This window comes from Streptomyces sp. NPDC059454 (assembly GCF_042749965.1).
GTDB lineage: Bacteria > Actinomycetota > Actinomycetes > Streptomycetales > Streptomycetaceae > Streptomyces.
Genome location: NZ_JBHYVC010000016.1, coordinates 1 through 18,029, shown reverse-complemented (window position 1 = coordinate 18,029; position 18,029 = coordinate 1). Strand labels below are relative to the sequence as shown.

At 74.3% G+C, this 18,029-nt stretch carries 14 protein-coding genes and 1 pseudogene; 12 read left to right on the top strand and 3 right to left on the bottom strand.

Annotated features, from left to right (window positions below; all coding sequences use genetic code 11):
* Positions 1-103: 103 nt before the first annotated feature.
* The 5 genes from ACFXAE_RS13955 (at position 104) to ACFXAE_RS13935 (ending at position 9,847) form a co-directional block, all read left to right on the top strand.
* Positions 104-2,368 (top strand): CDP-glycerol glycerophosphotransferase family protein, encoded by a 2,265-nt coding sequence (locus ACFXAE_RS13955; protein ID WP_384713004.1) that lies wholly within the window; start codon positions 104-106, stop codon positions 2,366-2,368.
* A gap of 154 nt (positions 2,369-2,522) precedes the next feature.
* Positions 2,523-4,730, top strand: coding sequence for a CDP-glycerol glycerophosphotransferase family protein (locus ACFXAE_RS13950; protein ID WP_384713001.1), 2,208 nt, complete (start codon positions 2,523-2,525; stop codon positions 4,728-4,730).
* Position 4,731: 1 nt separating this feature from the next.
* The gene (locus ACFXAE_RS13945; RefSeq protein WP_384712998.1) at positions 4,732-6,942 is read left to right on the top strand and encodes a CDP-glycerol glycerophosphotransferase family protein; all 2,211 of its coding nucleotides are present in this window, start codon (positions 4,732-4,734) and stop codon (positions 6,940-6,942) included.
* Positions 6,939-8,204, top strand: a complete 1,266-nt coding sequence (locus ACFXAE_RS13940; RefSeq protein ID WP_384712995.1) for a hypothetical protein — start codon at positions 6,939-6,941, stop codon at positions 8,202-8,204. Before ACFXAE_RS13945 ends, ACFXAE_RS13940 begins: the two co-directional genes overlap by 4 nt.
* A gap of 98 nt (positions 8,205-8,302) precedes the next feature.
* On the top strand, positions 8,303-9,847 hold the full coding sequence (locus ACFXAE_RS13935) for a hypothetical protein (RefSeq protein WP_384712992.1): 1,545 nt from the start codon (positions 8,303-8,305) through the stop codon (positions 9,845-9,847).
* 12 nt (positions 9,848-9,859) lie between these two features.
* On the opposite strand, the gene ACFXAE_RS13930 is transcribed toward ACFXAE_RS13935, so the two are convergent.
* Positions 9,860-10,273 carry an organic hydroperoxide resistance protein gene (locus tag ACFXAE_RS13930; protein WP_384712989.1) on the bottom strand — a complete coding sequence of 138 codons (414 nt, stop codon included), beginning with the start codon at positions 10,271-10,273 and terminating at the stop codon, positions 9,860-9,862.
* A 128-nt stretch (positions 10,274-10,401) separates the two neighbouring features.
* Here ACFXAE_RS13930 and ACFXAE_RS13925 point away from each other — a divergent pair, with 128 nt between their 5' ends.
* The 5 genes from ACFXAE_RS13925 to ACFXAE_RS13905 all read left to right on the top strand — a co-directional run bounded on the left by ACFXAE_RS13925 (position 10,402) and on the right by ACFXAE_RS13905 (position 14,837).
* Positions 10,402-10,899, top strand: a complete 498-nt coding sequence (locus ACFXAE_RS13925) for a MarR family winged helix-turn-helix transcriptional regulator (protein WP_384712986.1) — start codon at positions 10,402-10,404, stop codon at positions 10,897-10,899.
* Between the two features lie 80 nt (positions 10,900-10,979).
* Positions 10,980-12,581, top strand: coding sequence for a glycosyltransferase family 2 protein (locus tag ACFXAE_RS13920; protein WP_384713262.1), 1,602 nt, complete (start codon positions 10,980-10,982; stop codon positions 12,579-12,581).
* Between the two features lie 53 nt (positions 12,582-12,634).
* Positions 12,635-13,615: a UDP-glucose 4-epimerase GalE gene (galE, locus tag ACFXAE_RS13915; protein WP_384712983.1), complete on the top strand. Its 981-nt coding sequence runs from the start codon at positions 12,635-12,637 to the stop codon at positions 13,613-13,615.
* Complete coding sequence (locus ACFXAE_RS13910; protein WP_384712980.1) at positions 13,615-14,547, top strand: ADP-ribosylglycohydrolase family protein; 933 nt, start codon at positions 13,615-13,617, stop codon at positions 14,545-14,547. The genes galE and ACFXAE_RS13910 overlap by 1 nt, the downstream gene beginning before the upstream one ends.
* 86 nt (positions 14,548-14,633) lie before the next feature.
* Positions 14,634-14,837: a hypothetical protein gene (locus tag ACFXAE_RS13905; protein ID WP_384712977.1), complete on the top strand. Its 204-nt coding sequence runs from the start codon at positions 14,634-14,636 to the stop codon at positions 14,835-14,837.
* Positions 14,838-15,538: 701 nt separating this feature from the next.
* On the opposite strand, the pseudogene ACFXAE_RS13900 reads toward ACFXAE_RS13905, so the two are convergent.
* Positions 15,539-15,980 (bottom strand): annotated as a pseudogene (locus ACFXAE_RS13900) (hypothetical protein).
* A 387-nt stretch (positions 15,981-16,367) separates the two neighbouring features.
* Between ACFXAE_RS13900 and ACFXAE_RS13895 the strand changes: the two are divergent.
* Positions 16,368-16,763, top strand: a complete 396-nt coding sequence (locus ACFXAE_RS13895; RefSeq protein WP_384712974.1) for a TetR family transcriptional regulator C-terminal domain-containing protein — start codon at positions 16,368-16,370, stop codon at positions 16,761-16,763.
* An 88-nt stretch (positions 16,764-16,851) separates the two neighbouring features.
* Here ACFXAE_RS13895 and ACFXAE_RS13890 read toward each other — a convergent pair whose 3' ends face one another.
* Positions 16,852-17,478, bottom strand: a complete 627-nt coding sequence (locus tag ACFXAE_RS13890; protein ID WP_384712971.1) for a TetR/AcrR family transcriptional regulator — start codon at positions 17,476-17,478, stop codon at positions 16,852-16,854.
* A 144-nt stretch (positions 17,479-17,622) separates the two neighbouring features.
* Here ACFXAE_RS13890 and ACFXAE_RS13885 point away from each other — a divergent pair.
* Positions 17,623-18,029: ABC transporter permease (locus ACFXAE_RS13885; protein ID WP_384712968.1), on the top strand; the 407-nt coding region annotated here is incomplete at its 3' end.

Sequence of the window (18,029 nt, the reverse complement as noted above, 5' to 3'; positions counted from 1 at the left end):
CCCTTCGTGTGACAGGCGTCCCCCGGATGCCGCATGTGGCGTAACCAAGCCGGGCCGGCGCCCGTTGCCGGGCCGAACGCCCGCACCGACCGTTGGATGCCCCTTGCCCAGGTTCAGTGTCATTGTCCCCGCGTACCAGGTCCAGGCGTATCTGCACGAGTGCCTGGAGTCGGTGCTGTCCCAGTCGTATCCCGATCTCGAACTGATCGCCGTCGACGACTGCTCGCCGGACGCCTGCGGTGCGGTGATCGACGAGTTCGCGGCCCGCGACCCGCGCGTACGGGCCGTGCACCTGCCGGCCAACGCCGGCCTCGGCCCGGCCCGCAACGCCGGGATGGAGCGGGCGAGGGGCGACTACCTGGTGTTCCTGGACGGCGACGACACCCTCACGCCCGACGCGCTGCTCGCCCTCGCCGACCGGCTGAAGGAGACGGGCGAACCGGACGTCCTGGTCTACGACTACGCGCGCACCCACTGGTCGGGCGAGGCCGTGCGCAACCGGGTCGCCGCCGAACTCACCGAGCACGGACCCGCGCCGTTCCGCCTCACGGACCGGCCGGGCCTGCTGAATCTGCTGATGGTGGCGTGGAACAAGGCGTACCGGCGGGAGTTCGTCGAGCGCGCGGGCTTCGTCTTCCCGCCCGGCTACTACGAGGACACCCCGTGGACGTACCCGGTCCTGATGACGGCGGAGTCCATCGCCACCCTGGACCGGGTGTGCGTGCACTACCGGCAGCGCCGGACCGGCGGCATCCTGCGCACCACCAGCGAACGGCACTTCGACGTCTTCGACCAGTACGACCGGGTCTTCGCGTTCCTCGACGAGCGGCCCGGGCTGGAGCGCTGGCGGCCGGTGCTGTTCCGCCGCATGCTCGACCACCTGGTGACGGTGTACGGGCGGCGGGACCGGCTGCCACGCGGGGCGCGCGCCGCCTTCCTGCGCCGGGCGCGTGTCCATTGCCGGCGCCATCGGACGCCCGGCGCGTCCGGGTCCGCGCGCGCCCGCGTCCACCACACGATGGTCCGTTTCGGACTGCACCGCACCTACCGGGTGCTGCGGCTGGCGGCGGCGCTGCGCCGCAGGTGGGCCCGGATCGCGGGGTGGCCGCCACGCGCCCTGCGCCGCGCGGCCCTGCGCCTGCACTACCGGTTCCAGCGACTGCTCCCGCTCCGTGCCGACCGGGCCGTCTTCGCCGCTCACGGGGGCCGCGGCGGTGACCCGGGCGCGCTGGAGTCCGCGCTGCGCGAGCTGGCCCCGCACGTCCGCACCGCCTGGGTGGCCCGTCCCGAGCACCACCACATCCTTCCGCCGGCCGCCCGCCGGCTCGTCCCCGGCACGGCCGCCCACTTCAGCGCGCTCGCCCGGTCCGCGTATCTGGTGACCGACGCCGACGTCGTGCCGGGGCTGGTCAAGCGCAAGGGGCAGGTCCTGGTGCAGACGCGGCGCGGCACCCCCCTCGGGCATGTGGGCCTGGATCTGCTGGAGCGTCCCGCGGCGGCCCGGGACACCGACTTCGCGCGGCTCCTGGAGGGGGTCGACCAGTGGGACTACGTCGTCTCCGCCAACCGCCACTCGACCCTGACCTGGGAGCGGGTCTGCCCCGGCCGCTACACCACCCTGGAGTACGGCAGGCCGCGCACCGACCGGTTCCACACGGCGACCGGGGCGGACGTGGCCCGGCTGCGGGAGTCGCTCGGCATCCCCGAGGGGTCGGTGGCGATCCTGTACGCGCCGGCCCACCGCGACTACCGGCGCACCCAGCGCCGGCTGCTCGACCTGGAGCGCGTGGTACGCCGTCTCGGCCCGCGGTTCGTCGTCCTGGCCCTCGCCGCCCACCACCCGTACGGCGGGCCGCGCGAGGCCGCCTCCGACCGGGTCCTGGACGTCACCGGCCACCCGGACGTCACCTCGCTGTGCCTGGCCTCGGACGCCCTGGTCACGGACTACTCGCCGCTGATGTTCGACTACGCGGGCCTGGACCGGCCGGTGGTGCTGCACATCGACGACTGGGAGGCGTACGAGGCGGCCCGCGGCGCCTACTTCGATCCGCGGGCGTTCCCGCCGGGCGCGGTCGCGGGCGGCGAGGACGAGCTGATCGACGTCTTCGCGACCGGTCGCTGGTGCGGCGCCCGCGCCAGCCGGCTGCGGGCGGACTTCCGCGCGCGCTTCTGCCCGTACGACGACGGCCGTGCCGCCGAGCGGGTCGTGCGCCGGGTGGTGCTCGGCGAGACGGACCTGCCGCCGGTGGTGCCGCCGGACGCGCGCCGCCCGGTACCGCCGGCCGGTGCCGTGTCCGGCCCGTCGTCGCTCACGACGGTACCGCCGCAACAGCCCGCCGGTGCCCTGGCCGTCACCGACCGCGACTGACCGCCGTTTCCCCTCGTGGACACAGGGAGTTCCCATGCCCCCCGGCCCGTCGCGGCCCACCCCGGCCCGGCCGCCCGCCCGGCGGCCGGCGGGGCGGCCCGGTCGGCGCCCCACCCGCTGAGGGCGCCACGACATCCTCTACGGAAAGAGCAGAATGCCCCGCTTCAGCATCATCGTCCCGTCCCACGGGGTCGCCGGCCGGCTGGGCCGGGCGCTGGACTCGGTCCTCGCCCAGTCCTTCGGTGACTTCGAGCTGATCCCGGTCTGCGAGGCACCCGGTTCCCCCGCGGCCGACGTGGCCGCCCGGCACGCCGAGCGGGACTCACGGGTGGCGCCGGTGCACGCGCCGCCGTCGTCCGGACTCGCGGGCGCCCGCAACGCGGGAACGCGGGCGGCCACGGGGACGTACCTGCTGTTCCTCGACGGCGACGACGTCCTCGTGCCGGGTGCGCTGGCGGCGCTGGACGCGCGCCTGGCCCGGACCGGTCCGGTGGACGTGCTGCCCTTTGAACACGAGCGGACGCCCTGGTGGGAGGGCGAGCCCAGCAACCCGGCCGCGCCCCTGCTGGCGAGGGCCCCCGACGGCGCGTTCTCCCCCGACCGCGCCCCGCACCTCACCGGCGTGGGCCTCCCGGCGTGGAGCGCGGCCTGGCGCCGTGCCTTCGTCGCCGAGCGGGATCTGGCCTTCCCCGCGGGCCACTTCACGGACATCGGCTGGGGCGGACTGGCGATGCTGGGCGCCGAGCGGGTGGCGGTGCTGCGTTCGGTCGTCGTACGGCACCTGGTGCGGCGGCAGGGCAGCCGGCTGAACCTGCCCGGGGAGCACCACGCCGAACTGCTGGACCAGGTCGAGCTGGTGCTCGTCCGGGCCGCCGAACGGGGCCTGTCCGCCGAGCGGTCGGCGCCGTTGTTCGAGCAGTTGTTCACCGCCGTGCTGAAGACGGCCGCCCGTCCCCGGCGGCTCCCGTCGGGCCACCGTGCCTTCTTCCAGCGGGCGAGCACCCTGTACCGCCGTCACCGCCCCGCCGGGTACCGGCCCCCGCGCGGCAGCCTCGGGGTGCAGCACCGGCTGCTGGCGTCCGGCTCCTACGGGGCGTTCGCCGCCCTGCGCGGCGTCCGCCGCGCGATGGCGCGGGCCGTGACCGCGGTGCCGCGCCCCAGGGGTCTGCGCACCCGGCTGTTGTACCGGATGCACCTGCGCCGCCCGCTCGATCCGCACCTCGCCGTGTACTGCGCGTACTGGGGCCGCGGCTACACCTGCAACCCGGCCGCGATCCACGCGAAAGCCCGCGAACTCGCCCCGCACATCCGCTCGGTGTTCCTGGTGGAGGCGGACCGGGCGCACACCGTGCCGGACGGCGTCGAGTACGCGGTCATCGGCAGCCACCGCTCCTGGGAGGTGCTGGCCCGCGCCGCGTACCTGGTCAACAACGCCAACTTCGCGGAGGGCGTCGTCAAACGCCCCGGCAGCGTCCACCTCCAGACGCAGCACGGCACCCCGCTGAAGACCATGGGCGTCGACCAGTCGACGTACCCGGTGGTCGCGGCCGCCACCGGCAGCTTCACCAAGCTCCTCGGCCGGGTGGACCGCTGGGACTACAACCTCTCCGCCAACCCCCACTCCACCCGCGTGTGGGAGCGCGCCTTCCCCGGCTCCTACGAGCACCTGGAGTACGGCTATCCGCGCAACGACGTGTACTGCACGGCCGGCGCGGACGACGTGGCCCGCGTCCGCGCGGAGCTGGGCGTCCCGGAAGGCGCGAGGGCCGTGCTGTACGCGCCCACCCACCGCGACCACCGCACCGGCTTCGAGCCCGGCCTCGACCTGGAGGCGTTCTGCGAGGCGGTCGGCGAGGACGTCGTCGTCCTGCTGCGTGCCCACTACTTCTACGACCGGGGCGGGCGCGGGAGCGGTGGCCGGGTCAGCCGGGTCATCGACGTAACCGCGCACCACTCGGCGGAGGACGTGTGCCTGGCCGCCGACGCGCTGGTCACCGACTACTCGTCGATCATGTTCGACTACGCCAACCTGGACCGCCCGATCGTGGTGTACGCCGACGACTGGGACGTCTACCGGGAGGTCCGGGGCGTCTGCTTCGACCTGATGGACGCGCCGCCGGGACCGGTGGTCCGCACCCCCGACGAGCTGGCCCGCGTGTTCCGCGACGGCACGTACGCGGGCGCGGAGTCGGCCGCGCTGCGGGCCCGGTTCCGGGAGCGGTTCTGCGCGTTCGACGACGGGCGGGCCGCCGAACGGGTCGTGCGCCGGGTGCTGCTCGGCGAGCCGCCCGAGGCCCTGCCGCCCGTGATCCCGCTCGCGGAGCGCGTCCCCGCCCCCGCGGCCACTCTGGTGAGGAGCTGACGTGCCCCGGTTCAGCGTCGTCGTCCCCGTCCACAAGGTGCAGGGGTACCTGCACGCCTGCCTCGACTCGGTGCTCGGGCAGTCGTACCGCGACATCGAGGTGATCGCCGTCGACGACCGCTCCCCCGACGGCTGCGGCGCGGTCCTCGACGCGTACGCGGCCCGCGACGAGCGGGTCCGGGTGGTGCACCTGCCGCGGAACGTGGGCCTCGGCCGGGCCCGCAACGCGGGGATGGAGCACGCGACGGGCGACTACCTGTTCTTCCTCGACGGCGACGACACCCTCACCCCGGGCGCGCTGCGCGCGACGGCCGACCGCCTCGACGAGACCGGCGACCCGGACGTCCTGGTCTTCGACTACGCCCGCACCCACTGGTGGGGCGGCACCCGCCGCAACGTCCTGGCCCGGGTGCTGGCCACCGAGGACGTGTTCACGGCCGCCGAGCGGCCCGAGATCCTCGATCTGCTGATGGTGGTGTGGAACAAGGTCTACCGCCGCGACTTCGTCGCACGGGAGGGCTTCGCCTTCCCGCCCGGCTACTACGAGGACACGCCCTGGACGTTCCCGGTGCTGCTCAGCGCGGAGCGCATCGCCACCCTGGACCGGATCTGCGTGTACTACCGGCAGCGCCGCCGGGGCAGCATCCTGTCCACCACCAGCCGCAGGCACTTCGACGTCCACGAGCAGTACGCGCGGGTGTTCCGGTTCGTCGACGCCCGCCCGGCGCTGGCGCACTGGCGGCCCTTCCTGCACGCCAAGATGGGCGAGCACTGTCTCGACATCCTCTCCAAGCCGGACCGTCTGCCGCCGTCCGACAAGGGCGAGTTCTTCCGCCGTACGGCCGAGATGTTCCGGGCGAACCGGCCAAAGGGCGCGACGGTCCCGGCGGAACTGCGGGTGCTGGAGGGGAGCTACGCCGGGTACGTCCTGCGGCAGCGGGCAGGAAAGGCCGGGCGGGAGCTGGGGCGGCGGGCCCGGCAGGCGGGTACGGCGACGGCGGCGCGGTACACCCGTGCCCGGTCCGCGTTCCCGCGTCCGCTCGACCCGGACCTCGCCGTGTACTCGGCGTTCTCGCACCGGGGCGTGCTCGGCGACCCGGCGGCGATCCACCGCGCGGCACGCGAACTCGCCCCGCACCTCCGGGGCGTATGGGTGCTGGCCGACGAGGAGCAGGCGGCCGGTCTTGAGCCGGACACCGAGTACGTGCTGCTCGACTCGCCCGGATACCGCCGGGTGACCGAGCGGGCCACGTATTTCGTCAACAACGTCAACTGGCCCGGATCACTGGTCAAGCGCCCGGGAAGCGTGCACATCCACACCCACCGGGGCACCCCGCTGAAGTACCTGGGCGCCGATCTGCTGGACCGGCCCGGCGCCCGGCTCGGCTTCGACGTCCCGCAGATGCTGCGCCGGGCCGACCGCTGGGACTACAGCCTGGTCGCCAACCGGCACTCCGAACTGGTCTGGGAGCGGGCCTTCCCCTGCCACTTCACCTCCCTGCGCAGCGGCAGCCCGCGCAACGACGTCCTGGTCGCGGCGCCGGCGGACCGGGGGCGTGCGGTGCGCGAACGGCTCGGCGTCCCGGACGGCGACACGGTGGTGCTGTACGCGCCGACCCGCCGCGACTACCGCAGGGGCGGTCTTGTGGAGCGGCTCGACCTCGCCCGGTTCGCCGCAGAGCTTGGCGAGGGCCGCACTCTCGTCGTCCGCCTGCACCCCTCGCTGGCCACCGGGCCGGCGCGCGGCCTCGGCCTGTCCGAGCTGCACCGGCGGGGCGTGCTCGTCGACGCCACGGACGAGCCGGAGGTGCAGGACGTGCTGCTCGCCGCCGACGTACTGGTCACCGACTACTCGTCGGTCATGTTCGACTACGCCCTTCTGGACCGCCCGATCGTCGTGTACGCCGACGACTGGGACGCCTACCGGGCGAGCCGGGGCACCTACCTGGACATCACCGACGAGGCGCCGGGCCATGTGGCGCGCTCCCCCTGGGAGCTGGCGTGGCTGTTCGACTCCGGGACCTGGCGGGACGAGGAGGCGGCGCGGCTGCGGTCGGCGTTCCGTAAGCGGTTCTGCGAGTTCGACGACGGACGGGCCGCCGAGCGGGTGGTGCGGACGCTGATGCCGGTCGAGCGGATGCCCGAGCGGCCGGCCGGACCGGCCCGGGTGCCGTCCCAGGCCACCGGCCGCGATCTGCTGACCCCGTCGTGAGGCCGCGCACCCGGGTCCTGCTGCTGGCCGCCGTCTTCGCGCTGCTGCAACTCGCCAACGTCACCGGCCGGGACACCCCCGACAGCAAGAACTACCTGTCGTACGCCCTGAGTCTGACCGGTGCGGACAAGCGGGAGGCGGCGACCGCCACCATCGACTGGTTCTGCGCGGGCCGGGCGTCGATCGCGCACCGCGAGCAGAACGTGGACGTGGTCCGCTTCCACGCCCCCGACCCCGCGCCGGAGGTGACGCGGGAGTGCCGGGAGCGGGAGTGGCGGCAGGTCCGGGCGCGGCTGGCGGCCGGGCAGACCGGCGGGCGCACCGTGCCGTTCATGCCGGAGCGGTTCATGCGGATCTTCGAGGTGCGGCCCGGCTATCCGGTGTTCCTGACGCCGTTCGTCGCCCTGTTCGGGGTGACCTGGGGCGTGTGGGCGGCGGGTGTGGTGGTGACCTGTGCGGGCGGGGTGCTCGCCTTCCTGGTGCTGCGCACCCTGGCGGTGTCCGTGCCGCTCGCGCTCACCGGGCAGGCGCTGTTCATGGTCCTGCCGTGCGGGACGACCGCGATGCGCCCGATGACCGAGGGGCTGCTGCTGGCGCTCACCCTGGCGGCGCTGTGGGGCTGTGCGCTGGTGCTTCGGGGGCGGCGGACGCTGGCGGGTCCGCCGCTGGTGGGCGCCGCGCTGCTCGTGCTGTTCACCGTCAAGCACTCGCAGGCGCTGTTCCTCGGGCTGTGCCTGGCGGGCGCGGGCGCGGCGATCGCCGTACGGCGCCGGTTGCGGGGGCGGCCGCCGGGGCGCGGGGTGGTGGCGCTCGCGGGGGCCGGGGGGGGGGGGGCGCTGGGCACGGTGCTGCTGGCCCGGCTGCTGGGGTATCCGTCGGTGTCGGAGAGCGTGCAGGACCTGCTCACCGGTCACTTCGCCCGCCCGGACCGGGAGCGGCCGTGGGCGGAGTTCTTCCAGCTGCAGGGGAACTTCTGGACGGAGTGGCTGCGGCGGCAGTCGTGGGAGCCGGTGTTCGTCGCGTTCCTGGCGGCCGGTGCCCTGGGGGCGCTGCGGCGGCCGGCGTTCGGTGCCTTCCTGGTCGCCGTCGCCTGCACGGGGTTCCTCAACCAGGCCGGGCATCCGGACATCAACATCTGGGGCGACCGGCTGATCACGCTGGCCTGGCTGCTGCCGGTGCTGGGCGTGCCGCTGCTGCTGGAGCCGGTGGTGCGGCGGGCGGTGGTGCCGGCGCAGGGGGCACCGGTGGGACTGGCACGCTGACCACCCGCTTCACCCGATGAGGTGACGCGGGGTCATGCCGTGGAGCGTGCCGGGAACATTGGGCAAATGCCCACGACGCTCCCTTTCCCCACCCCCCGATGAGCTCCTCGGTCCTCGTCCGGCCGGCCGTGCGCGGTGCCACGGCGCTGCGCGGCGGCGGGGCCTGGCGCCCCACCCCGTACCAGCTGTTCGGCTTCCTGTTCTGGCTCGTGATGTCGCTGGCGTACTGGAGGGTCCCGCTGTGCTGCGACGCCGGGCAGCACGCGGCGGTCGTCGAGCGCCTCAAGGACGATCTGCTGCGCCCCCGGCATCCGATGGCGGACCTGCCGGGCGCGGGCAGCCCCTACTACTCGCCGTTCGCGCTGGCGCAGGGCGCGTTCGCCCGGCTGACGGGGCTGGGCGGCTGGGAGGTGGTCAAGCTCACCGGGCCGCTGAACCTGCTGGTGCTGCTCACCGGGATCGGCCGTTTCGTGCGCGTACTGACCCCGCGCCCCTGGGCGCCGGTGCTGGCGCTCGGCGCGATGACGCTGCTGTGGGGGGTGGAGCGGGCCTGGTGGAGCGGCTATCTGAACCTGATGTCGATGACGGGCAATCTGGCCTACCCGTCGGCGTTCGCGATCGGGCTCGCCTTCTGGGCGTGGGCGCTGACGGGGGCCCGGGCCCGGGACGCGGGGGCCGTGCGGTACGTGGGGCCGGGCGGGCTGCGCCCGGTGTCCGGGTACGCGGCGCTGGGCGCGCTGTACGGGCTGGTCCTGCTCGTGCACCCGATCACCGCGGTCGCGGCGGCGCTGGGCGCGGTGGCGCTGGTCGCCGGGTGGCAGCGGCGGTGGGGTCCGGCGGTTGCCGGGCGGTGGGCGCTGACGGGGGCGGTGGCGCTGCTGACGGCCGCGAGCTGGCCGTACTTCGACGTGTTCGCGCTGGCCGGGGACGACAGCGTGGACGCGATGCACCGGCGGCTGTACCTGGACCTCGGCGGGCAGTTCGGGCTGGCGCTGCTCGGGCTGCCGGTGCTGTGGCTGCGGGCGCGGCGCGCCTCGTGGCGTGATCCGCTGGTGCTGATGTGCGTACTGGACTGTCTGGTGGTGGCGTACGGCTGGGTCAGCGGCCACTACACCTACGGCAGGATCCTCGGGCTCACGCTGGTGCCGCCCCAGTTCGCGCTGGCGGTGGAGCTGGCGGCGCCGCGGCCGTGGCCGGTGTGGCGGCGGCTGCTGGGCGGTGCCACGGCGGCGGGGGCGTGCGCCGCGTTCCTGACCGTGCACGCCGGGGCGGTGGTGCCGGCGGGCTTCGAACGGCCGCCGGACTGGCCGTCGTACGCGTGGGCCGCGCGGTACATCGGGCCGGGCGAGGTCGTGATCGCCGACGGCTACCACGCCGTCCACGCGATCGCCGGATACGGGCCGAACCTCGCCGCGCCGGCCTGGCCGGACGCCTCGCTGGACGAGGCGGAGCGGCTGCGGCGGGTGGCCGATGTGCGCGCGTACCTCGACCCCGGTTCGACCCGCGCCGAGCGGGCCGCGGTCGTCCGCCGGTACCACGCGCGCTGGCTGCTGCTGACGCCCCGGCAGCGGGTGCCCGAGGAGGCGGTGGTGGTGGCATGGAGCCGGCGGACGGGGGAGGTGCTGGCGCGGGTCGGGGGGTGAGCCCGCCGGGGGTTACTCGATGACGAGGTCGACCGGGATGTTGCCGCGGGTGGCGTTGGAGTAGGGGCAGACCTGGTGGGCCTGCTCGACCAGCTTGCGGCCGGTCTCCTCCTCGATGCCCTCGGGCAGCTCGACGCGCAGCGTCACCGCGAGCGCGAAGCCCTCGCCCTGCTTGCCGAGGACGACCTCGGCGGTCACCGCGGCGTCGCTGACGTCGACCTTCGCCGCCCGGCCGACCACGCCGAGGGCGCTGCCGAAGCAGGCCGCGTAACCGGCGGCGAACAGCTGCTCGGGGTTGGTGCCCTCGCCGTTGCCGCCGAGCTCCACGGGGGCGCTCAGGCCGAGGTCCAGCTTGCCGTCGGAGGTGACGGCGCGGCCCTCGCGGCCGTGGGTGGCGGTGGCGACAGCGGTGTAGAGCGCGTCCATGGGGGACCTTCCCTCTTCGGTCGTGGCTCGGCCGGGCCCGGGGTGGGTCCGGCCGCCGTACGACCACAAGTAGAGCACGCAATTTAATTGCGCGCAATCAAATGGCTCGCAAGGGCTACCCTGGAGACATGACAGCCACTCCGAGCCCACCACCCGCGACGGCCCCGCTGCCGGGCGCCGCGGACGACTGGCTCCGCCTCGACCAGCAGATCTGCTTCAACCTGAACGCCGCCTCCCGCGCCTTCAACGGCGTCTACCGGGTGGTTCTCAAGGACCTCGGGCTCACCTATCCGCAGTACCTGGTCATGCTGGTGCTGTGGGAGCACGGCACGCTGCCCGTGAAGAAGCTCGGCGAGCATCTGCGACTGGACTCGGGCACCCTGTCCCCGCTGCTCAAGCGGCTGGAGACGGCCGGCCTGGTGCGCCGGGAGCGCAGCGCGCGCGACGAACGGTCGGTGGAGGTCCGGCCCACCGAGGAGGGCACCGCGCTGCGGCAGCGGGCCCTGGAGGTGCCGCGCCGGATCATGGCCGCGACCGGCTTCGGGATCGACGAGATCCGCGATCTGAGCACCCGCCTCCACCGGCTCACGGCGGCGCTGGACACGGCGGTGGCGGACGGCGCGTGACGGCGGCCGACGTGCGCCGCGGGCGCCGAGCGTCCTCTAATGGAGGACAGGAGCAGCCCCGTGACGTGCCCGAGGACGCCATGCAGCCCCACCAGCCCCAGGCCTCCGTCGTCGTCATCGGCTACGACGACGCCGCCCATGTGACCGACGCCGTGCGCTCGGCCCTCGCGCAGGGTTCCGCCGTGCGCGAGGTCATCGCCGTCGACGACTGCTCGACGGACGGCAGTGCCGGTCTGCTGGACCGGCTCGCCGAGGGCGAACCGCGGCTGCGGGTGATCCGGCTTCCCGTCAACAGCGGCGGCTGCGGCACCCCCCGCAACACCGGGCTCGCCGCGGTGACCTCGCCGTACGTGATGTTCCTGGACAGCGACGACGTGCTGCCGTCCGGCGCGGTGGACGTGCTGCTCACGGCCGCGACCGGGGCGGACGCGCAGGTCGCGGGTGGCCTGTGTGTGCGCCGTGAGCTGCCGTCGGGGCGCGAGGTGCCCTGGGAACCGGCCCTGTACGCCGCGCCCGCCGTGCTCGCCCGCCCGGCGCTGCGTCCGCGCCTGGTCCACGACACACTGTGCGTCAACAAGCTCTACGGCACGGCCTTCCTGCGCGCGCACGGCATCCGCTTCCCCGACGGCCGGTTCCCCTACGAGGACGTCGTGTTCACCGCGCGGGTGTGGGCCGCCGCCCCGCGCGTCGCGCTGGTCCCGGACCGGGTGTACGTCTGGCACGTCCGCCGGTCCGCGCGGCGGCTGTCGATCTCGCTGGACCGCGCGGGCGCCGACAACTGGCGGGCCCGCACGCACGCGTGCCGCACCGCCCACGAGACCCTGCTGGCCGCCGGGCAGAAACGGCTGGCGCGCCGGGCGCGGGCCAAGTTCCTCGACCACGACCTGCGCATGTACGTCCGCGAGCTGCCGCTGCACGACGAGGAGTACCGGCGGGGGTGGTGGGCGCACACGCGGGCGTTCCTCGCGGAGTACGACGCCGCCGACTGGGCCCGCGACCCCGTCGCCCCGGGCCGGCTGATCGGGCGGGTCGTGCTGGCCTCCCCCGAGCCGTGCGACCTGCCCCGGCTGCGGGAGCTGGCGGCCCGGCCGGCCCGGCTGTGCCCGCCGTACACCCGCGCGGCGGACGGCACGCCCTGCTGGTCGGCCGCCCTGCCCGGGATCACCCTGGAGCACCTGCTGACCCGTCCCGCCCCCCTCCTCCCGCTCGCCGTGGACGCGGAACTGCGCCTCCACGCGCACGGCCCGCGGCTGCGGGTGCGCCTGCACGAGCTGTACGGCCGGGTGGGGCAGGCGGGGCCCTGGTCGGTGGAGACGGAGTGGCGCCACCGGGACCGGGAGGGCGCCCGTGTCCGCCGTACGGTGCCGCTGCGGACGGCCGCCGACGGCACCTGGGTCGCGGTGACGACCGTACGGCCGGACCGGCTGGCCACGCTCGGCACGGGCGCCTGGGACCTGCGGCTGCGGGTGCGCTTCCGGGACGGTTCGAGCCGCCGGGTCACCGCGCACGCGCTCGCCGGGCCGGGTCTGCTGCGCCGTTGTGTGATGCCGAGCCTCTGGCACGGTGTGGTGCTGGTGCGGCCGTACGCCACGCACTCGGGCGCGCTGGCCCTGCGCGTGGCGGCCGGCGTACGCGGAGCCGTCCCGGTGCTGCGCGGGAAGCTCTGGCGCCTGCTTCACTGAGAGCCGACCTTTTCCTTGCACGAACACGGGCCAACGACGAGGGGCGACCATCCATGACCTGGTTGATCACCGGCGGCGCCGGCTATATCGGGGCGCACGTCGTACGGGCGATGACCGGGGCGGGCGAACGGGCGGTGGTGTACGACGACCTGTCCACCGGCCTCGCCGACCGGGTGCCGGACGGCGTGCCCCTGGTGGTCGGTTCCACCCTGGACGGCGAGCGGGTGGCGCGCGCCCTCGCGGACCACGAGGTCACCGGGGTCGTCCACCTGGCGGCGAAGAAGCAGGTGGCCGAGTCGGTGTCGCTCCCCCTGCACTACTACCGGGAGAACGTGGAGGGCCTGCGCGTCCTGCTGGACGCGGTCACGTCGGCCGGCGTCCGCTCCTTCGTCTTCTCCTCCTCGGCGGCGGTGTACGGCATGCCGGACGTGGACCTCGTGACGGAGGAGACCCCCTGCGTGCCCATGTCGCCGTACGGCGAGACGAAGCTGGCCGGCGAGTGGCTGGTCCGCGCGACCGGTGCGGCGGCCGGGCTCTCCACCGCCTGCCTGCGCTACTTCAACGTCGCCGGCGCCGCCCGCCCGGACCTCGCCGACACGGGCGTCTTCAACCTCATCCCCATGATCTTCGAGAAGCTGACGGAGGACATGCCCCCGCGCGTGTTCGGCGACGACTACCCGACCCCCGACGGCACCTGTGTCCGCGACTACATCCACGTCGTCGACCTGGCCGAGGCCCATGTGGCGGCGGCCCGCGCGCTGCGCTCCGCCCCCGGCCGGGACCTCACCCTCAACATCGGCCGCGGTGAGGGCGTCTCCGTCCGGGAAGTGATCGACCGCGTCAACGCCCTCACCGGCCACGACCGCCCGCCCGTGGTCACCCCCCGCCGCCCCGGCGACCCGGCCCGCGTCGTCGCCTCCGCCGACCGCGCGGCCACGGAACTGGGCTGGAAGGCCCGTCACGACATCGACGACATGATCGGCTCGGCCTGGGCGGGCTGGCTCCGCCTGCACCCGTCGGCGGCCCGCGCCTGATGCCCACCCGCACCGAACGCGCCCTGGGCGCCGTCATCGGCTCCGCCGTGGGCGACGCCCTGGGCGCCCCCTTCGAGTTCGGCCCGGAGGGCGCCTTCTCGGCCCGCTTCCCGTCACCGGGGGCCGGCGGCGAGATGTGCGGGGGCGGCGGCTGGGACCCGGGCGAGGCGACGGACGACACGCAGATGGCGGTGCTGGTCGCCGAGTCCCTGCTGGAGTGCGGCGGCCTCGACCTCCCCGACGTCTTCCGCCGCTTCCAGCAGTGGGCCGCCGCCGAGCCGAAGGACATCGGCCTGCAGACGGAGGCCGTACTCACCAGCGGCGACCCCTGGGACCTGGCCGCCGCGCTGCACTTCCAGACCAACCGACGTGCGGCCGGAAACGGGGCGTTGATGCGGGCCTCCCCCTCCGCCGTGCACTTCGCGCACCTCGGCCGGGACGCCACCATGGACGCCGCCCGCCGACTGGCCGCCCTCACCCACGGCGACCGGGCGGCCTGGGAGGGCACGGCCGTCTTCCACGAGCTGGTCCGCGTCGCCCTGACCGGTGACGACCCCGTGGCCGCTGTACCCGACGTCCTCCGCGCGGTGCACCCCGACCACCGCGACCGCTACGCGACCGTCCTCGCCCCCGACTGGCACCCGGACCTGGCCACGGAGTTCAACGGCGCCGTCTGGCCCTGCCTGGGCTCCGCCGTCTGGGCCCTGCGGACGACGACCGGTTACGAGGAGGCCGTACGCGCGGCGATCGACCTGGGCGGTGACACGGACACGGTGGCGGCGGTGACCGGCGGCCTGGCAGGAGCGGTCCACGGCATCGACGCCGTACCCGCACACTGGACGGGCTCCCTGCACGTCCCCCTGCCGGGCTTCGCCGACCGGGTCCTGCACATATCGGACCTGGCCGCCCTGACCCGACGGCTGTACCGCTGAGCCTGCTCTTCGAGGTCCTGATCCTGCCGCGGGAGTCGGCCGTACGGGGCCTCGACATCCGGAATCCGGTTCGACACAGTGATCGTATGACGAACGATGAGGACGTCGGGACGGTGTCCGTCAGCACGGGCTTTGCCACAGGCATGCTGATGGGCATCGCCTTCGGGATCGCGCTGGGGCTGGTCGTCTTCGAGAACATGGCGATCGGCCTGGCCCTCGGTGCCGGCACAGGCGGAGTCCTCGGTGTCGCTCTCGTGACGACGCGACGCTCGCAGCGCGGGTCTTCATGACGTCACAAGAGTGCTCGGCCCGGAGCTCTGCGCCGTGCCCGAAAGGGGCGCCGGTTCCACCACGACGAGGGGAACGTCCATCCGTCGTCGGCCGCAGCGGCCATGACCGGCCGGCAAGGACGGGCACGGCCGCGCCCACTCGGCGTCCGTCGAATCGTCCCGGACGGTGTCTCGTCTCTCGGTGTGAGCACTGCTCGCGCAGGGCCGACCTGCCGTCGGCGCCATGGGCAGCCCTCGAACCGTGTCGAGGCGGCGGCGGCCCGTGCATCCCGAGTACGTGATCGGCCGCACCGCGCGGCGGGACACGATTCCTGGGGGCTCATGACACCCACCCTGCTGAAAAGCGTGAGCACGCAGCAGGCACATGTCACCGACGCGCTCACATGAGCAGTACGTGAGCACCCGACGTCGAAATGCTCCCATTTTCCAGAGAGGCATGTCCCTCCCGGCCACGCGGCAGGGGAGCGTGCCCCGCGAGATCCTCTCGGCCGAGTTCCACAGCAGGACCGGTCAAGTGGGCGGCGGGGAGAGGTCGGTGACGCAGACGCGGCAGTTCTCGTGCGAGCGTGTCCGGCGGCATCCCCCGGAAGGGGGAAACGCCGGCCTCCTCCTTGTCAGGGAGCTGCCCGTGCATCCGGCCGAGCGGGCCGTGCATCCGGTGCTCCCCATCCGCGCGACAGGAAGACGGTGCCGGCACCGCTTCACGGTCGAGTCCGAGACCGGCATGACACGTCCCGGCCGTGACCGGCCGGGGATTCCGCCGCCTGCCCTCCGGGCTCCTCCGCGACCCTGGCCCGGAGGAGCCCGTACTCCTCGCTCAGCCGGACGAGCCTCGGCGGGCGGGGACGACGATGCCCCCGTGACGATCTCCTCGGGGCCGAACCACTCGCGGGTGAGGTCCATTTCCACGCCCGTGCCCAGTCGGTTCCACCAGTGGTGGTCCGTGCGCGCCCCGTCCACCAGGACCTCGCCGCGGAGCACCTCCCCACCCAGCAGGTCGTCGAGGACCATGGCGGTGACACCGCACCGGTCCCGGGCGGGGCTGTCCGGCGTCCGGTGCGCCCGGAACTCGGGCGTGCACGTGCCGGCGCCCCGACTGCCGCGGACGGCCCGTTCGATGCCGGTGAGAAGCAACGGCGTCATGGCCGGCATCCTCGCAGCCGGCACCGGCGACAGCCGCCCACGAGCAACCACCGCCACCGCCACCGCCACCGTGACGGCGCCCCTCAGCCGTCACCCGGGCGGTCACCGTGGGGCACGGCGACCCTCCCGGGCAGGGGACCCCCACAACGGGTCGACGTCCACGGCCGACCGGTGTTCCGACGGCCGACCCGCCGTGTTCCAGCGGGTCGGCCGCCAGGCATGCGCGTGGCCGTGACCACTCCCCGCGCGGTGGGGCGCGCCTCAGGCCTTGGCCGCCGCGACTTCGCGTACCCGGCCGGGCAGTTCCCGCACGGAGCGTGTCCTGGCGTGCGGCGTGAGTTCCTTGCGCACCGTGGTGGAGCGGTCGTCTCCTCGGACGGTGGAGACATGCCCGTACTCGTCGCGGAGAGTTCCCCCGACCGGCGCCGCGCCGTGGCCGCCGCACTCCTCAACGGCACGGTCCGGGCCACCACCCGCCCCGGCTACCCGACGGGCTGTCCGGGCGTCCAGGGCGCCCTGGCCACCGGCGACCCCGGGCACCGGGCCCACGACGTGCTGATCGCCTGGCGCAACTTCAACGGAGCCTGCGTCGCCGACCGGTTCCGGCGCGCCGTCGCCGAGGTCGACCTGCCGCCCGGCACCGACCCGGACCGGCTCGCCCGGTACGTCACATCCCTCTTCTACGGGATCTCCGTGCGGGCCGCGAGCGGCGTCGGCCGTGACGAGCTCCGGCAGGTGGCCGACACCACCCCGCTCAACCGGCCTCCGGCGACCTCCGCGTGACCCCGGCCGGTCACTCTCACGGCGGGCACCGGCAACGCCGTACGGCGGGTCGGGAAGAAGAGGGTCCCAGGGCGCGCGGAGCGCCTCCTCACAGCGCCTTCAGCGCCTCCGTCGTCGCCCGCGTCAGTGCCTCCAGGTACCCCTTCGGCAGCTTCGGGCTGCGGATGACCACCGAGCGCCAGTACAGGGGGCCCGAGATCAGGTCCAGGGCCAGGGCGTGATCCGTGCCGGGGCGGAGTTCGCCGCGTTCCTGCGCCGCCGCGACGATGCCCCGGGCGACGGAGTCCTGGCCCTCGCGCAGCGCCTTCTGCAGGGCCTCGGCGATGTCCGGGTTGCGGGCGGCCTCGGCCTGGAGGTCGGGGAGGATCTGCGAGGCGACGGGGTGGCGCAGGGCGCGGGAGGTGACCTCGTACAGCAGGCGCAGGTCGCCCTCCAGTGAGCCGGTGTCCGGCGCGGGCAGGCCCTGGACGGCGATCGCGGAGAGCAGGTCGAGGACCAGGTGCAGTTTGGAGCGCCAGCGGCGGTACACCGCGGTCTTGCCGACGCCCGCGCGGCGCGCGATCCCCTCGATCGACATCCGCGCGTAGCCGGCCGCCGCCAGCTCCTCGAAGACGGCCGCCCGGATGGCCTCCGTCACGTCCTGGCGCAGTACGGCGGCCCCGGCGGGGGCCCTGCGGCGCGGACGCGGCTGGGGCTCGTCGGAGTTCGTCGTCATGCGGACAGCATAGGCCGATACCGTCACGACGAAACGGTTGCGTTCCGACGTTCTTTCGACTTACGCTCCCGTTGCGACGATACGGCCCCGTCCCGACGTGGGGATCCCCGTCGTCACCCCCTCCCTCTAGCGAAAGCGCCGGATGTGAGTCAGGCCCTCCACACACCACCCCCCGCACCGGCCCGCCCGACCCCGGCCGAGGTCGACCTCGCGGCCCTCGCCGCCCGGCACGGCCTCACGGTCAGCGGCGCCCGGCCGTCCCTCAGGGAGTACGTCCGTCAGCTCTGGGACCGGCGGCACTTCATCCTCGCCTTCTCCCGGGCGAAGCTGACCGCGCAGTACAGCCAGGCCAAGCTCGGCCAGCTGTGGCAGGTGGCGACCCCGCTGCTGAACGCGGCGGTGTACTTCTTCATCTTCGGCCTGCTGCTGGGCGCCAACCGGGGCATTCCGAAGGACGTCTACGTGCCGTTCCTGGTGACGGGCGTGTTCGTGTTCACCTTCACCCAGAGTTCGGTGCTCGCCGGTGTGCGGGCGATCTCCGGGAACCTGGG

What these genes read in the sequence shown, in the direction of transcription:
- ACFXAE_RS13920 (WP_384713262.1), top strand. Translation starts at nt 10,980, where the DNA reads ATGCAGCCCCACCAGCCCCAGGCCTCCGTCGTCGTCATCGGCTACGAC.
- ACFXAE_RS13925 (WP_384712986.1), top strand. Translation starts at nt 10,402, where the DNA reads ATGACAGCCACTCCGAGCCCACCACCCGCGACGGCCCCGCTGCCGGGC.
- galE (WP_384712983.1), top strand. Translation starts at nt 12,635, where the DNA reads ATGACCTGGTTGATCACCGGCGGCGCCGGCTATATCGGGGCGCACGTC.
- ACFXAE_RS13935 (WP_384712992.1), top strand. Translation starts at nt 8,303, where the DNA reads ATGAGCTCCTCGGTCCTCGTCCGGCCGGCCGTGCGCGGTGCCACGGCG.
- ACFXAE_RS13930 (WP_384712989.1), bottom strand. Translation starts at nt 10,273, where the DNA reads ATGGACGCGCTCTACACCGCTGTCGCCACCGCCACCCACGGCCGCGAG.
- ACFXAE_RS13890 (WP_384712971.1), bottom strand. Translation starts at nt 17,478, where the DNA reads ATGACGACGAACTCCGACGAGCCCCAGCCGCGTCCGCGCCGCAGGGCC.
- ACFXAE_RS13950 (WP_384713001.1), top strand. Translation starts at nt 2,523, where the DNA reads ATGCCCCGCTTCAGCATCATCGTCCCGTCCCACGGGGTCGCCGGCCGG.
- ACFXAE_RS13895 (WP_384712974.1), top strand. Translation starts at nt 16,368, where the DNA reads ATGCCCGTACTCGTCGCGGAGAGTTCCCCCGACCGGCGCCGCGCCGTG.
- ACFXAE_RS13905 (WP_384712977.1), top strand. Translation starts at nt 14,634, where the DNA reads ATGACGAACGATGAGGACGTCGGGACGGTGTCCGTCAGCACGGGCTTT.
- ACFXAE_RS13910 (WP_384712980.1), top strand. Translation starts at nt 13,615, where the DNA reads ATGCCCACCCGCACCGAACGCGCCCTGGGCGCCGTCATCGGCTCCGCC.